Below are 16,705 nucleotides of genomic sequence, written 5' to 3'. Positions count from 1 at the left end.
CATCAGACCTTTTCTAAGGTGAATGCTAAGGTGTCTTTGGTTTCTTAGGTGGTGAAAAAGAAAAAACTGCGAAGCAGTATATTATTTCACCACCTAAGAAACTAAAGACACTAAAGAATCACCTCAGGCTATCTCATCTAAACCGGATTTTACACCCAATGAAAATACATCAGACGCTAACTATTGCCTACTTCTTTCTCCTGAGCACCCTTTCCGCCCAGGAAACCCGCCCCATCTGGCTCGATGAACTCCCCATCAAATCCTTCTCCGAAGGCATCCCCGCTGTATTGGGTAAAACCAACGCCGCTGGCGACCCTTTACGCATCGCCGGGGTCACTTACCCACACGGAGTTGGTGTAAATTCCACCAGCATCCTGGCCTTTTTCCTGGATGGCCATGCCGAATCCTTTTCCGCACTAGTCGGCGTCGACGATTTGGGCAATAAAGATTTACCCCACAAATTCTACGTCATCGGCGACCGCAAAATCCTCTTTGAAAGCCGGGAAATAAAATGGGGCGAAGCTGCTCAAAAAATAGAAGTCAACCTGAGCGGCATCAAACGCCTGGGGTTACTCGTAAAAGTCAACGACCAGGGAATGACCCGCACCTACAGCAATTGGGGCAATGCTCAAATCCTAATGCAAGGCGAATACCTGCCCCAAACCATGCCCAACACTGCTGAACGATACATCCTGACACCGCCAGCACCTCAAACGCCTCGAATCAACTCCCCCAAAGTTTTTGGCGCCCGGCCGGGGAATCCTTTTTTGTATACTATTGCTGCAAGCGGGACGAGACCGATGACTTTTTCAGCGAAAAAACTGCCCGAAGGCCTGACTTTAGATACTCAAACGGGCATCATCACCGGAACAATCACCCAACGAGGAACTTATCTGGTGACTTTAGGGGCAAAAAACAAAATGGGTTCAGCCCAACAAACATTGAGCATCAAAATTGGCGACACCATCGCCCTCACCCCCCCCATCGGCTGGAATGGTTGGAACTCCTGGGCGCGCAACATCGACCAGGGCAAAGTAATCGCCTCCGCCGATGCCATGGTGAAAATGGGCCTCAACCAACACGGCTGGACTTACATCAACATCGATGACGCTTGGCAGGGCCAACGCGGTGGGCCTTTTAACGCCATCCAACCCAATGAAAAATTCCCGGATTTTAAGGGGATGGTGAACTACATCCACAGCCTAGGACTCAAGGTGGGCATCTATTCCACGCCGATGATCACCAGCTACGCAGGTTACGTGGGTGGCTCCTCCAACTTTGAAAAAGGTGAATTGCCTGATTCCATCGTGCAAAACAAACGCGCCTACCGCTATGTCGGGAAATACCGTTTTGAAAGCAACGACGCCCTTCAAATGGCCGCCTGGGGCATCGACTACCTGAAATACGATTGGCGCATTGAGGTGGAATCGGCAGAACGCATGTCAGAAGCCATCCAGAAATCGGGGCGGGATATTTTTTACAGCATTTCCAATTCAGCCCCTTTTGCCAATGCCAAAGACTGGGTGCGCCTCTGTAACTCCTGGCGCACTGGCCCCGATATTCGCGATTCCTGGCACAGCCTTTTTGTATCGGCTTTTACCCTCGATAAATGGAGCCCCTACGGCGGCCCCGGCCACTGGAACGACCCGGACATGATGATCCTGGGCAACGTAACCACGGGCTCGCCTATGCACCCCACCCGTTTGACGCCTGACGAGCAGTACAGCCATGTGAGTTTGTTTAGCCTGCTTTCGGCACCATTACTCATCGGTTGCCCCATCGAGCAATTGGATGCTTTTACCCTGAATTTGCTGACCAATGATGAGGTCATTGCCATCGATCAAGACCCGCTGGGGAAACCTGCCCGACTGATTGCTACCGAAAATGGCGTGCAAATTTGGATCAAATCCCTCGCCGATGGTTCCTATGCCTTGGGGCTATTCAACGTTGGCGACTTCGGCCAAACGCCCCAATCCTACTTCCGCTGGGACGACGAACAGCCTGTAAACTTTACCCTCGATTTAACCAAACTGGGGCTTACAGGGAAATACCAACTGCGCGATGTGTGGCGGCAAAAAGACCTCGGGGTGTTCAGTGGAAAGTTTCAGACTACGATCCGGCATCACGGCGTGGTGATGCTGAAGCTATTTTCTAAATAAAATTCCCCCCTTTAACCAGGATAATTCACAGCGATGGGTAAACTTTCAAATTTGTTGATTGTACTGAGCATCTGCCTGGCTACCCGAGCCTCTACCCAGACCAACTTTGCCGTGCCCCCTTTACCCGACCCCGTCGAACGTATGGCCAACCTGAAACGGGAATGGGCCGCCTTGCAACAAAGCCCCCCTCAACTGGCGGTGCGGGACTGCTTCCTGTTTTTACTTGATGCCCTCGACACCCAATTCCTGGAACCACAACAAGTAGAGTGGGTGTTAAAACTGGTTCAAACCCGGATGGTTTCCAACCCTGCAGCTGGAAGAAGTTACGGCAACATCTTTTGGGGTTGGCACGAAACCGGGATAGATGTAGGCGATGGCAACAACATTGAATTTTGTATGCAATACGGTCTGCCCATCAAACTGCTTTTTAACGACCGCCTCTCGCCAGCAGCCCGAAAAACCCTCGACGAAATATTCACCCTGGGCATCAAAGGGGCCAGAAATCAGGTAGTCCGCATCTCCTATACCAATATTTACCTGATGAAGATTTGGAATTTTGTGGCTTTTGCTCAAGTGTACCAACAGCCCGAAATTCTTGAAGAAGGTCGAAAGTATTTCGATCTATGGTTAGACCATGTTGCCAGGTATGGCAACCGGGAGTACGATAGCCCGACCTATTGTGGGGTAGACCTCGAATCCCTGTTGCTGCTTTGCCGCTTTTCCACCGATGCGGATATCCAAGCCAAAGCCAGAGCGGCCCTACGTTTTTTCCTCAACGACCTCTCGGCGCATTATCTGCCTCGGGCGGGCATCCTGGGTGGTGCGCACAGTCGCGACTACAACCGGGTGTTTAGCCGCGACTTACTGGAGGAAAAGTACATGAATCCCCTGCTGGGCGGCCCCAATCGCAACCTGCACTTGTTTCACGAGTTATGCCTGTCTACACTCAAAGAAATTGGTCTTTCTGCCGAGCAAAAAGGGTGGATGCAGCGCAAAAACCGCTTCATTGTTCAGCGTTGGGACAGCCTGGCCCATACCTTCGCCTGTGATTTTGTAGGCAATAAATTTTCCATGGGCTCGTCCAATCAAGCTTACAGCCCCGACGACAAACCCTTCGTGATCTACCTCAGCAGCAAACGGATTCCGGAAATGCCCAATATCGCTTTTGTGCTGGAAGGCCGCAACGACCATTACGGCACCTGGTCGGCAGAAGGAATGGGCGAAAAAATGCGCCACCTGATCCCTGCGAACTACCCTTCGAATGGCGGCTGGAACAAAGCCCGGCACCTGATGCCTTTTATGCAATCCGCCCAAAACAAAGGGGAAATGGTCATGCTGGTATCGGGCAACAAAGACCACAACTGCATCTACGAATACCTGAACTCAACGATTGTTTTACCCAATACTTTTGATGAAATCTGGCTGGGCGATCAGCCAACTGCCGTGCCTGCAATAGGTGCCAAAACCGATTTTGACGCCACTCAAACCCTTTTCGCCCGCTTCGAAGACGTGGTAATTGCCTTCCGCTTCCTGTGGTCGAACGCGGAACAAGGTGCGAGGCCCGCTTTGTACAACGATGGCTTTAAGTTTGTAGCCAGTCGTGAAAAATTCCCGCTAGAACACAACGCTGCCCTGCGCATCACCCTCCAGCATCCCGACGACGGGAAAGCCAATGTGGCCATGTGGTGGAAAGTGGCCGAAGGCATCAAAACGGATCGCGCTTTTGCCGCTTTCCGGCAGGAGGTTTTGCAGGCCGAGGTGGCGGTAAAAACGGAAAACGGCCTGCTGGATGTGGCGGTGTCGACCAAGGCGGGTAAACTGGGCCTTCGTTCTGACTTGGCCAACAAAAAACGCCTGGCCTATTACAATCCTCAACCTTTGCCCACGGATTTTCTGCTGAACATTGATGGCGTAGAAATTGGAAAACCCATTTTGGAACCATACAAGACTACTGCCAAAAGATAAACCTATGTGTAGACGAAATGCCTACTTACTGCTTTGTTTGGTGTGGACAGTAAACATTTTTGCTCAGTCAACAAGCACCGTTTGGCTCGACGATTTACCCATCCAGACTTTTTCGGAAGGCTTGCGCCCGGTTGAAGCCAAGGCGAGTTATGCCAAAGACACCATTCGTATCCACGGCCAGCGCTTTTTGCGCGGCATCGGAGGGCAGTCGCCCATGATTCTGGCTTTTCACCTCAATAAAAAAGCTGCTCGTTTCACTGCCTTGGTCGGCCCCGATGACAGCGGCAACCAGGACATTTCCTTGAGCTTTTACGTAGTGGCCGACCACAAAGTGCTCTTTGAAAAACTCGACATGAAACACGGTGATGCCCCTGTAACCGTAGAGGTCGACTTACGTGGCGTTGAGCGCTTTGGATTGCTGGTGACCGATAAAATAGGAGGCTCCAACAACAAAAGAACTTATGCCAATTGGGCAAACGCCAAACTGGAAATGTTGGACGACAGTAAACCAGGCTACCTTCCAAATGAGAATGAAAAATACATTTTAACGCCAGCTCCCGGCAAAAGCCCGCGCATCAATTCTGCTAAAATATTCGGAGCTAGGCCGGGCAATCCGGTTTTGTACACGATCGCTGCCACGGGTGAAAAACCCATCCTCTTTTCAGCTAGCCCTTTACCCAAAGGTTTAAAACTCGATGCCAAAACTGGCATCATCTCCGGCCGGGTTGCCCAACGCGGCAAATATGAACTGACCTTAAGTGCCAAAAACAAATACGGCAAAGCCAGACAAAAACTCTTGCTCAACGTTGGTGATACCATCGCCCTCACCCCTCCCATCGGTTGGAACGGCTGGAATTCCTGGGCGCGGGACATTGATCAGGGCAAGGTAATTGCCTCCGCTGAAGCAATGGTCAGTAAGGGTTTGCGCGACCACGGCTGGACGTACATCAACATCGACGACGCCTGGCAAGGCATCCGAAGCGGGCCCGATACTGCATTACAAGCCAATGAAAAATTCCCGAACATCAAGGGTATGATGGATCGTATTCATGCTTTGGGCTTAAAAGTAGGTTTGTATTCCACCCCTTACATTGCCAGTTACGCTGGTTTCATCGGGGCTTCATCGGATTATCCAGCGGGTGGGGAAACCCAAAAACTATTTGTCCCTAGCCGCCAACCCTACAGCCGGATTGCCAAATACCGCTTTGAGCGCAACGACGCCCGGCAGATGGCTACCTGGGGTACCGATTTTCTCAAATACGACTGGAGGATCGATGTAGTTTCGGCCGAACGGATGTCGGAAGCTTTGAAAAAATCTGGTCGGGATATTGTCTTCAGTATTTCCAACAATGCCCCTTTTGACAAGGTGAAGGATTGGAACCGGGTCACGAATATGTACCGCACTGGCCCCGACATCAAGGATAGTTGGACCAGTTTGTACCACACTTCTTTTACCCTGGATCGCTGGGCCCCGTTCTCTGGCCCTGGCCACTGGATGGACCCGGACATGATGATCCTGGGCGACGTATCGATTGGTCCCGTTTTACACCCAACCCGTTTAACGCCGGATGAGCAGTACAGCCACGTGAGCATCTTCAGTTTGTTGGCTGCGCCCATGCTGATTGGTTGCCCCATTGAACAATTGGACGATTTTACCCTTAACTTGCTGAGCAACGACGAGGTAATTGCCATCAATCAGGATCCACTGGGAAAGGCGGGGCGTCTGGTTCTGGAAGAAGATGATGTACAGGTCTGGCTAAAACCACTGGAAGATGGCTCTTTTGCCCTGGGGCTATTTAATATTGCAGGTTATGGCAAAACGCCTCAATCTTATTTTCGCTGGGGCGATGAGCCAGAAAAAATATTCACCCTTTACCTCAATAAAATAGGTCTAAATGGAAGATATTTAATGCGGGATGTTTGGCGGCAAAAAAATGTCGTAGAGTCTACTGGGCAATTTCAGACGAATATTGCCCACCATGGCGTACTCCTACTTAAAATGACACCCATCAAATAATTCAACATGCAAGTAAATGGTTACGGTGCCCTGAGCAAAACAGCTCCAATTGCACCCATTGATTTTGAAAGAAGAGCAGTCGGCGCAGACGATATTTTGGTCGACATTTTGTATTGTGGGGTATGCCACTCCGACATCCACATGGCCAGAAGCGAGTGGGGTCCCTCGGTTTATCCGATTGTGCCCGGTCATGAAATCGTTGGTCGGGTATCCGCAATTGGCAACAATGTCACCAAATTCAAAGTAGGAGAGCTGGCTGGTGTAGCGGTTTTTGTTGATTCTTGCCGGACTTGTCCTTCCTGCCAAAGCGGGATGGAGCAATATTGCGATGAAGGCATGACGCCGACCTACAATGGGTTTTATCGTGACGGCGTTACGCCTACTTTTGGTGGGTATTCTTCCAAGTATGTCATTGATGAAAAATACGCCCTGCATATCCCCTTTACCGATCAGTTGGAAGCAGTTGCGCCCTTGTTGTGTGCCGGGATCACGACGTATTCCCCGCTGCGCTTTGCCGGCGTAGGCAAAGGGCACAAAGTAGCAGTACTGGGTTTAGGTGGATTGGGACACATGGCCGTTAAATTTGCCGCATCTTTTGGTGCTGAAGTAACCATGTTGAGTACCTCGCCCTCCAAAGAAGCCGATGCCAGACGCTTGGGTGCACAGCATTTTGTACTGACTACGGATGAAGCACAAATGAAACCGCTGAAAAATCATTTTGACTTCATTTTGAATACCGTTTCAGCCGTTCATGACCTCAACAGTTTTCTTGATTTGCTCAAAGTAGAGGGCAAAATGCTCCTGGTGGGTATTCCTCCTGAAGACCATAAAGTGGCTGCGGAAAAACTCATTTCGAAACGCCGCAGTATTGTCGGTTCTATGATCGGGGGCATCCAGGAAACGCAGGAAATGCTGGACTACTGCGCCGAGCACAACATCGTTTCAGACGTGGAAGTCATCGCCATGAAAGACGTTAATGAAGCCTACGACCGCATCCTTAAATCCGATGTAAAATACCGCTTTGTGATTGACATGAAAACACTGTAGGAACGAATATATAAACATCAAACAACATCATGAAAACACGCAGGACTTTTATCAAAAATACCGCCACCGCCCTCGGTGGCCTCGGGCTTATGGAGTTTTTACCCCTTGAAGCCATCGTTGCGATGCGAAAATCGGTTGCTCCCAGTGACAAAATTAACGTTGGCCTCATCGGCGTTAAAAACCAAGGTTTCAACAACATCCGGGCTTTTTTGAAAATCAACGATATCAACGTCACGGCCATTTGTGATGTAGATGACGCCCAATTGGCCAAGCGCAAAGACGACCTGAGCAAAGCCGGAGTACCCAATCTGACGGTGTACAAAGACTACCGCAAGATGCTCGACAACAAAGACCTCGACGCGGTACTCGTCGCCACCCCCGATCATTGGCATTGCCTGCAACTCACCGATTCCCTCTCGGCGGGCAAACACGTGTACGTAGAAAAACCCGTCGCCAACTCCATCGGCGAAGCCAAAGCCATGATCCGCGCCACCGAAGCCTCGGGCAAAGTGGTTCAAGTCAACCAATGGCAGCGCAGCCAAAAGCACTTCAAAGACGCCATTGCTTTTGTCAAATCCGGCCAACTCGGCCCCATCATCAACACCAAAACCTGGATGTATCGGGGCACCCAACCCCTGCCCGTGGTGGCCAACAGCCCCGTTCCCGAAGGTGTAGATTACAAGATGTGGCTCGGCCCTGCGCAAATGCGCGACTTCAACGCCAACCGCTTCCACTACGAATTTCGCTGGTTTTGGGATTACGCGGGTGGTCTGATGTGTGATTGGGGTGTACACCTGCTCGACATCATGCTTTGGGGCATGGGCGTAAATGAACCGCTATCGGTATCCGCCGTGGGTGGCAAACGCCTCTTCCCCACCGACGCCCGTGAAACGCCCGACTACATCCACGTCACCTACGATTTTGGCACTTTCACCAATACCTGGGAGCACTACATGGGTGTTGGCGCGGGCCAATACGGCAAAGGCCACGGGATAGCATTCATCGGCACCAAAGGTACCCTGGTGGTGACCAGAAATGGCTGGGAGGTCATCCCGGAAAAGGACGGTGAAAAGTTCCGCATGGAAGGAGTTGCTTTGCAAAACCGCGCGGACAATGGCCTGGAGCTCCACGCCCAAAACTTTGTGGACGTGATGAAAAGTGGCAAACGGGAGGATCTGGCCTGCCCCATTCACGCAGGCGCTACCGTGGCCGTCAACGCGCATATGGGCAACGTGGCGTACCGTACCGGAGAGAAAATTTATTGGGATGCGGCGAAGGGTAAATTTGATAGCAAAAAAGCGAATGCCTTGATTTTGCCGACGTATCACAATGGGTTTGATTTCCCGAAGGTGTGAAGTCGAGCCGTCACGAAGTTTTGCAATTAAACCAAAGCGACATTTTTTTTCACAGAGAAAACACAAAGGGGCACAGAGGACACAAAGACCGTCAACATCTAACTTTGTGTCCTTTGTGTCCTTCTGTTTTTTCCTTTGTGCCAATATAAATGTCGCTTTGGTGGTGTTGAAAAAAACGAAGGTTTTCATTTCTCAACTCATTCTCTTTTATCCGCTATAGTGTTTCACGGCTAATGCTGCTGGTGCTGGATGAGGTCAAAAGTTTGGAGTTTGATGGGGTGGAAGTCAATTAAAATCTTTTGACACACTTTTTTGAACAATCCCTTTGTCCATGTAAGACGATTTATCTCAACGCCCCCCACAACACCTCACTTGGATGTAGCGCCTTCCTCCCCGTTCCATCCAAAATCTGATGCCGACAACTCGTTCCCGGTGCCGCAATGATCTCCTCCGTTCCCGCTGCCCGCACGGCCGGAAACAACACCAATTCCCCCACCTGCATGCTCACTTCGTAATGCTCTTTTTCATAGCCAAACGAGCCCGCCATACCGCAGCAGCCCGATGGAATCAGCTCCACCGAGTAGTTGCGGGGCAAATTCAAAATTTGCGCTGTTGCTTCTGCTCCCACAATTGCCTTTTGATGGCAATGGGCGTGTACTTTTATCGTTTTAGCCTCGTCTGTAAAATCATCGGGGCCAATGCGCTCAGCCTGGACTTCATGGAGCAGGAAACTTTCGAGTAAAAAAACGTGCTGCCCCAGGGCTTGGGCACTTTCCCGCTCGGCAGCGGGTACCAGGCGGGGATACTCGTCGCGGAAACCCAAAATCGCCGAGGGTTCGATGCCAATCAAGGGCGTTTCGGTGCTCAACAAGGGTTTAAACACTTGTATATTGGCCCGTGCCAGGGCCCGCGCTTCTTTCAACAAGCCTTTGGAAAAATAGGCCCGCCCAGAATCGGGGTGTTGCGGCATTTCGACCTGATAGCCCAGTCGAAGCAGGAGTTTGATGGTGATTTCCCCGATGTGAGGGTCATTGTAATTCGTGAATTCGTCGCAGAAAACATAAACTTTGCCCTTAGGCGTGCCGTTTACCGCCAGTTTTTTACCCTCCCGGTTCCACCAGCTGCGCAGACTGCGGCCTACGGGAGGCAAGGAGCGTTCGGGTGCCACGCCGAGGATTTTTTTGACCAGGCCGCCCAAAAGACTGCTGCCCAACACTGCATTGCTCAAACCCGGCGTCAGTGCCGCCAGCTTGTTGATTTTGCCGATGTTGCCAAAAACGCGGCTGCGTAGCGGTGTGCCATTGGCCTTTTGGTAATGGTACAAAAACTCTGCCTTGAGGGTGGCCATATCTACACTGGAGGGGCATTCCGACTTACAACCTTTGCAAGACAGACACAAATCCATCGCCTCGTAAATCTCGGGGTGATCGAAGGGGTTTTCCTTGGTATTCATGGTCAAAAACTCGCGCAAGGCGTTGGCACGGGCGCGGGTGGTGTCTTTTTCGTTGCGGGTGGCCATGTAGCTGGGGCACATGGTGCCGCCGGAGAAGGACAACTTGCGGCAATCGCCGGAGCCATTGCACTTCTCTACCGCCTCCAACAAACTGCCTGGATCTGAATAATCAAAAATGGTCTCGATATGCCGTTCGGGCTGATCCTGCTCGTGTCGCAGGGAGGTGTCCATCGGCGGCGCATCGACTATTTTGCCGGGATTAAAAATGTGCTGGGGGTCCCAGGTTTTTTTGATGCGGCGCAGGATTTGGTAATTGTTTTCGCCAATCATCAGCGGGATGAACTCGCCGCGCACCCGGCCATCGCCGTGCTCACCGCTGAGTGAACCCCGGTATTTTTTGACCAAATGCGCGGATGCTTCCGCAATGGCGCGCATTTCGGCTACGCCCTCCACACTTTTGAGGTTCACCGAAGGGCGCAGGTGCAACTCACCGGCCCCAGCGTGGGCGTAGTACACCACCTTTTGGTCAAACTGCTTCATCACCTCCGCAAATTCGGCGATGTAGGCGGGCAGGTCGGGCAGGTCGACGGCGGTATCTTCAACAAATTCAATACTTTTTTTGTCGCCCTTCATGTTGGATAAAACCCCGAAACCAGCGGCGCGCAGAGTCCAGACACTTTTGCTTTGCGGCGCGTATACTTTGGGATAATGATACGCCAGGCCTTGCTGCTGCATGTCCAGGATCATGGCATCGGCTTTGGCTTCGGCCTCCTGGATGGTTTTGCCCCGAAACTCGATCATCAACACGGCCTCGGGGTCGCCTGAGATAAAGAAGCGGTTTTTTTGTTGCTCGATGTTGTCTTTGGTGCAGTCCAGGATCATTTTGTCCATCAACTCGCAGGCGGTAGGTTGGTGGGACATGGCCACCAAGACGGCCCGCATGCTTTCATCGAGATTGGTAAAGTGGGGCGCGACGACCACATCGACGGGATCGGGTAGGGGATCGAGTTGCAGTTTGATCTCGGTGGTCAGTGCCAGGGTGCCTTCCGAACCACAAAGCATGGTGGCAAAATTGAAGGGTTTGCCCTCGGGGCTGAAGGGCTGCTGGCGCAACAACAAGTCGACGGCATACCCAGTATTCCGGCGGTGGATGCTGGGCTTGGGGTATTGGGCGCGGATTTCTTCCTGCACTTCGCTGGGGCTCAACTCGGCGAGCATTTGGCGGTAAAGCTGGCCTTCCAGGGTGTCCAGTTGCAGTTTGGCATCCAGTTCAGCGGCGTTCAAAGGGCCAAAAACGGCTTCGGAACCGTCACTCAGCACACAATGCAATTCCACCACATGATCCCGCGTGGAGCCGTACACGATGGAGGTGGTGCCGCAAGAGTTGTTGCCCACCATGCCACCCAACATGCAGCGGTTGGCGGTAGAGGTGTTGGGGCCAAAATAGAGGCCGAAGTTTTGCAAGTGCCGATTGAGTTCGTCGCGGATCACCCCGGGTTGTAGGCGTACCGTTTGTTCGGCAGTATTGACTTCCAGGATTTGGGTGAAATATTTAGACACATCCACTACGATGCCTTCGCCCACACATTGCCCGGCCAGGGAAGTGCCCGCCGTGCGGGGAATCAGGGAAGTATGGTGCTCGCGGGCAAAGGCAATCAGTTTTTTGAGGTCGGCTACCGAGCGCGGCAGGGCCACCGCCAGGGGGTAAGCCTTATAAATGGAGCCATCGGTGGCATAAAGGGCGCGGAGCAGGCTGTCGGAATAGAGCTCTCCTTCCAGTTGTGTAGCCAGTTGGGCGAGTGCTTGTTGCATGAGTCGTGGATTGTGGGGGGAAAGATATACCACACTCGGGATGGGGAGGTGAAATTTTGGCGAATTTATTTTTTTGACCTGCAAGGCGCAAAGCGCAGACATAGCCAAAGCTACGGCGAGCATTTGCAACGCAGCAGGGCGAAAAAAGAAATAGACAAAAATCGCATGGTCATCCCGAGTGTGGTATGGCATAATGTGGGGAAAACAAAAGTTGATATTGCTGTTGAAGCAGGTTATTTTTGTTGACAAAATGAATTGTCGATGATTGCTCTTAAAGGTCCACGCAAAAGATTTGTTCCAGTGAAAGCTAGTGCCGAAACAGAAATCCAGCTATATTTGTTTCTATCTAGATGAAGCAACCTGATGAACATTTTCCATAAGTTAGATGATTTTCTGTTTACGATCTTTCCGGATTTAATAATAGGGGGGGGTAATTCATTGATTATCAATAAATTAGAAGAATATTATTCTTATGGCCCTTTCAAACCCAAAGTTGAGATTAAAGATGGCTGGGTAAACATAGAGATAGATACTCCAACAATACTGAACCAAGAAGCCGATTACCGCAAGACAATCGCCCTGTGCGAAAAAGGAAACTATGCAGAGGCGAAAATAATTTTGGAAAAGCTAATCGAAAAGAACCCTACTAATTCGGAGTACCATCGAATTCGCGGGCAAATTTTTTCAGATCAGGGGCATCAAGAACAAGCAATTGATTCCTTGATTGATGCGCTTCGCTGGGATCCTAAGAACAGTTGGGCTTTGCTGATGATGGGAAACATCTTCGCAAAATTCAAGAATGACCTCCCAACTGCAATGAGGTACTATGATCAAGCCCTTATTGTCAATCCAAATGATAACATCACGGTCAATAATATTGGAGCTAATTTGCTGCAACAAGGTAAACTGGAAGAAGCCAAAAAGTATTTCTTAAAGGCAGTAAAAATAGATGACCAATACCCCAATACTCATTTTGCATTAGGCATCATTGCTGAAATGGAGGATGATTTATTTACTGCTTTTTTGAGCACGGTGCAGGCAATTAAAGTAAACAAAAAGAAAGATGGTCTTTATCAAAATTCAGTTAAACAGGCATTTGATTTTGCCAAAAAGATAGTTGAAACCGATGCGGGTAGGGCAATCTATCAAGATTACTTTCATAAACTTGAGCGTGAAGGCAAGAGAAAAATAGAAATTCATCGCGATGATGCCATTCCTACCGCTGCAAAATTTGAATTTGCTGAAAATTATGATCGACCTAATCACACATTAAGATACAAATCGAACTACCCTGCTGTTGAGCACCTGATCATGCATGAACTTGTTCATTTGGACTTGGTTATTGAGGCTAGAAAAGAAGAGCTAAATCAGCTGTTTATTTCAAAAAAAGAGCATAAGACACTTTTTATCAAAGGATTGGAGCAAACGATTAAGAAATTGAGTAAGATGGGTGTTGCCGATCAAATGATCGCAGATTATTGTTCTAGCCTATTTGAAGGGATGAATCGTCAAGCATTCAATGCACCAGTCGATTTATTCATCGAGAATTTCCTTTACAAACAATATCCTAAGTTAAGACCTTATCAATTTATTTCACTCTACAATCTTTTGCAAGAGAGTTTAAAAGCTGTAACTGACAAGAGAATAGTTGAGCTGTCCCCCAAGGATATTCTTTCAAAAAGCAAAGTTTACAACGTAGTGAATGCGCTTCAATTCAGGGATTTGTTCGGTTTAGATTTTATTAAAGATTTCCAAACAAGTCCCTCCGAACTAAAGCAAGCCAATCAGTTTTATGAAGAATACCTACAATACAAGGATGACAAAGAACCTGCGGAAGAGTATGAATTGATTTTGCATTGGGCAGAAGATTTAAAACTCGACAAATATTTTGAGTTGGTGAACGAATCGGAATACCGAAATAAAAGAACCAGCATTGATAATTCTGTAGCCACAGAAGCGACCTTGTTGAATAATGATACCAAAGATCAGGAAATAAAAAGATTTGAGCAGTCGCAGCAAGCGATGGGGACTAATATGGCAGTCGTGATGTTTATGGTGGAAGCATTGCAATTCTTTGAAAAAATGCCTCAAAAACAAGTCAAAGAAATTGCTTTTGAAATTGCGATGAAAGGCGCCCAAGGTTTTAGTACGGATGGAAATGATTACCGCATTGCCCTCATACCAGATAAGGTATTTTCGGGCTACCACATTTTGGCTTATTACTATGTAAGTTGGGCTCTTGCTATCCCGGATATGCTTATCCAATTACAGTTGCCCTACGACGGTGAATATCAAGTAGCGTTGACCATTTTTAAACCCAATAAGCCATGACCGACCTTCAAGAAATTATCGATCAGCTAATTGAATTTAGAAATGATAGAGACTGGGAACAATTCCACAACCCCAAAGATTTGGCTCTGGCAATAAATATTGAAGCTGGAGAATTACTGGAGCTCTATTTGTGGAAAAATGCGGATGATGCTGATCAAGAAAAGGTCAAAGAAGAACTGGCAGATGTTTTTTCATTTGCTCTCTTGTTGGCCCATCAATATGGCTTGGATGTCAAACAAATCATTTTTGATAAAATAGCTAAAAATGCCGAAAAATACCCCGTCGAAAAGGCAAAAGGAAGTGCAAAAAAATACGATGAATTATGAAGGAAAGAGACTTATTTGAAATCAGAAATTATGAGTTCAATTTTAATTTATTTGATAAGTTCAGAGATCTTCACTACGCAAAGGATAATTGGCCTATTGTTTACATTTTAAGCAACTCAGAAATAAGACAAGCTTACGTTGGGGAAACGACTGATACTTACGCCAGAATGAGTAACCATTTAAAAAATGATACCAAGAGCACGCTTACCTCAGTACACCTTATCTCTAGCGATAAATTCAATAAATCAGCAACTTTAGATATAGAGTCAAACCTTATCAAATACATATCAGGAGATGGCCTGTTTAAGCTGCTTAACGGTAATCTTGGACTAGCCAATCATAACTATTACCAGAAAAGGGAAATTTACTGGGAGCTTTTTAAATCAATCTGGAATGGACTTCGTGCCAAGGGTGTAGCAAAACACTCCATTGATTACATTGACAACTCTGACTTGTTTAAATACTCCCCCTACAAGACTTTATCTAGTGAACAGAAGAATGGACTGAAGGTCATCATGCAAAACCTGCTCAATAACGATTATCGGAATTTTATCATTGAAGGTGGAGCGGGTACAGGCAAAACAATTTTGGCTATTTTTTTATTCAAACTATTGAATTCCAATCTTCAAGATTTTAGTTTTAAAGAGTTTGGAGAGGAGGAAAATGATTTTATTGAGCTCGCCAAAGCACTAAAAACAGCATTTCCAAATCCTAAAATGGCCTTGGTGGTTCCAATGTCATCATTCCGAAATACCTTGAAGAAAGTATTCCGAAATGTAAAAGATTTGAACGCAAAAATGGTGGTTGGTCCTTCGGAGATTGCCAATGAGCCCTATGATATAATTATCGTAGATGAGTCTCATCGATTGAGAAGAAGGGTAAACTTAGGAACATATTTTGGGGCGTTTGATGCAGCATGTAAAAAATTAGGTTTGGATAACAACCATTGTAGTGAACTGGATTGGATGGTACAACAATCGAAAAAACTCGTGTTGTTTTACGATGAGAACCAGTCGATTAAGCCATCAGACACAACAAAGGAGTCATTTGACAAGCTAAAAGCGGATAAAAAAACAAAGATTGAACGTCTGAGGTCTCAATTTAGAGTAAAGGGAGGAAATGACTACATTCAGTATGTTGATGACTTACTTCGATGCAAAAAAGTAGAAGATAGACCGCTTTTTAACTCAAAGGAATATGAGTTTCTCCTCTTTGACTCCATTGAAGAGATGGTTGGCGAAATCAAGCAGAGGGACGAAGAAAATGGACTATCCAGAATGATCGCAGGTTATTCATGGGAATGGATTTCAAAAAAAGATCACTCTTTATTCGACATCAAAATAGGAAGTACCGAATTGAAGTGGAACAATGTGGCTGATGACTGGATCAATTCTCCAAATGCGGTTAACGAGGTCGGATGCATTCATACAACCCAAGGTTATGATTTGAACTACGCTGGAATCATTTTTGGCAACGAAATATCTTATGACAAGGCAAAAAATGAAATCGTCATTATCGAGAAGAATTACTTTGACAAAAACGGGAAACAATCAATTAAAGACCCTCTTCAACTCAAAGAATATGTGATCAATATTTACAAAACAATTATGTTAAGGGGAATAAAAGGTACCTATGTTTACGTCTGTGATCAGCATTTAAAGGAATATTTGGCTCAGTTTATTGCAAAATTTAAAATTCAAAATGAGCCAAAAATACTCCCTATCGATTTAGTGATTCCTTTCCAAAATGCAGTCCCTCTCTTCAATTTGAAAGCAGCAGCCGGGGCCTTTAGTGAAGTTCAGGAAGTAAGTGATTATACTTGGATTGAGTTACCCTCGAGGTATAAACCTTCAACAGATTTATTTGCGTGCACGGTCGTTGGAGAATCGATGAATAAGGTCATTCCCAATGGTTCGATATGCCTTTTCCGGAAATATTCTGGAGGTTCGCGCAATGGTAAAATTGTTCTGGTAGAATTGACAGATGTACTCGATGCCGATACGGGATCTTGCTACACAGTGAAAGAGTACCAGAGTATAAAAACAACTGATAGAGACGCCTGGAAGCATAAAAACATTGTTCTCAAGCCTTTATCTTATGACGAAAACTATAAAGAGATTACTTTTAGTGAGGATGATGAATTGAGTCTGCTGAAAGTGATCGGTGTATTTGAATCTGTGTTGTAACGATATGCCCACCGAACGTTTTCCCCCATTTTACGGTTCAATAGCATTGAAACG

At 47.7% G+C, this 16,705-nt stretch carries 9 protein-coding genes; 8 read left to right on the top strand and 1 reads right to left on the bottom strand.

Translation table 11 applies throughout. From position 1 onward, the window contains the following. The first annotated feature begins 158 nt into the window (after positions 1 to 158). From ACEW9O_RS28490 to ACEW9O_RS28470, 5 genes are read left to right on the top strand one after another with little or no spacing between them, the layout of a single operon-like run. On the top strand, positions 159 to 2,159 hold the full coding sequence (locus ACEW9O_RS28490; RefSeq protein WP_373553637.1) for an NPCBM/NEW2 domain-containing protein: 2,001 nt from the start codon (positions 159 to 161) through the stop codon (positions 2,157 to 2,159). Between the two features lie 33 nt (positions 2,160 to 2,192). After that, positions 2,193 to 4,124, top strand: a complete 1,932-nt coding sequence (locus ACEW9O_RS28485; RefSeq protein WP_373553636.1) for a hypothetical protein — start codon at positions 2,193 to 2,195, stop codon at positions 4,122 to 4,124. Positions 4,125 to 4,128: 4 nt separating this feature from the next. Then, positions 4,129 to 6,141 (top strand): NPCBM/NEW2 domain-containing protein, encoded by a 2,013-nt coding sequence (locus ACEW9O_RS28480; protein WP_373553635.1) that lies wholly within the window; start codon positions 4,129 to 4,131, stop codon positions 6,139 to 6,141. Positions 6,142 to 6,147: 6 nt separating this feature from the next. Next, on the top strand, positions 6,148 to 7,188 hold the full coding sequence (locus tag ACEW9O_RS28475) for an NAD(P)-dependent alcohol dehydrogenase (protein ID WP_373553634.1): 1,041 nt from the start codon (positions 6,148 to 6,150) through the stop codon (positions 7,186 to 7,188). Positions 7,189 to 7,217: 29 nt separating this feature from the next. Continuing rightward, positions 7,218 to 8,543, top strand: a complete 1,326-nt coding sequence (locus ACEW9O_RS28470; RefSeq protein WP_373553633.1) for a Gfo/Idh/MocA family protein — start codon at positions 7,218 to 7,220, stop codon at positions 8,541 to 8,543. 343 nt (positions 8,544 to 8,886) lie between these two features. On the opposite strand, the gene ACEW9O_RS28465 is transcribed toward ACEW9O_RS28470, so the two are convergent. Beyond that, complete coding sequence (locus ACEW9O_RS28465) at positions 8,887 to 11,808, bottom strand: FAD-binding and (Fe-S)-binding domain-containing protein (RefSeq protein WP_373553632.1); 2,922 nt, start codon at positions 11,806 to 11,808, stop codon at positions 8,887 to 8,889. A 363-nt stretch (positions 11,809 to 12,171) separates the two neighbouring features. Here ACEW9O_RS28465 and ACEW9O_RS28460 point away from each other — a divergent pair, with 363 nt between their 5' ends. From ACEW9O_RS28460 to ACEW9O_RS28450, 3 genes are read left to right on the top strand one after another with little or no spacing between them, the layout of a single operon-like run. After that, positions 12,172 to 14,139, top strand: a complete 1,968-nt coding sequence (locus ACEW9O_RS28460) for a tetratricopeptide repeat protein (protein ID WP_373553631.1) — start codon at positions 12,172 to 12,174, stop codon at positions 14,137 to 14,139. Beyond that, positions 14,136 to 14,465: a nucleotide pyrophosphohydrolase gene (locus tag ACEW9O_RS28455; RefSeq protein ID WP_373553630.1), complete on the top strand. Its 330-nt coding sequence runs from the start codon at positions 14,136 to 14,138 to the stop codon at positions 14,463 to 14,465. Before ACEW9O_RS28460 ends, ACEW9O_RS28455 begins: the two co-directional genes overlap by 4 nt. Continuing rightward, the gene (locus ACEW9O_RS28450; RefSeq protein WP_373553629.1) at positions 14,462 to 16,651 is read left to right on the top strand and encodes a DNA/RNA helicase domain-containing protein; all 2,190 of its coding nucleotides are present in this window, start codon (positions 14,462 to 14,464) and stop codon (positions 16,649 to 16,651) included. Before ACEW9O_RS28455 ends, ACEW9O_RS28450 begins: the two co-directional genes overlap by 4 nt. The last annotated feature ends 54 nt before the right edge of the window (positions 16,652 to 16,705 follow it).

Source organism: Haliscomenobacter sp., assembly GCF_041740695.1.
GTDB lineage: Bacteria > Bacteroidota > Bacteroidia > Chitinophagales > Saprospiraceae > Haliscomenobacter.
The sequence above is the reverse complement of the archived record's forward strand: the minus strand, read 5'-3'. Positions and strand labels throughout refer to the sequence as shown.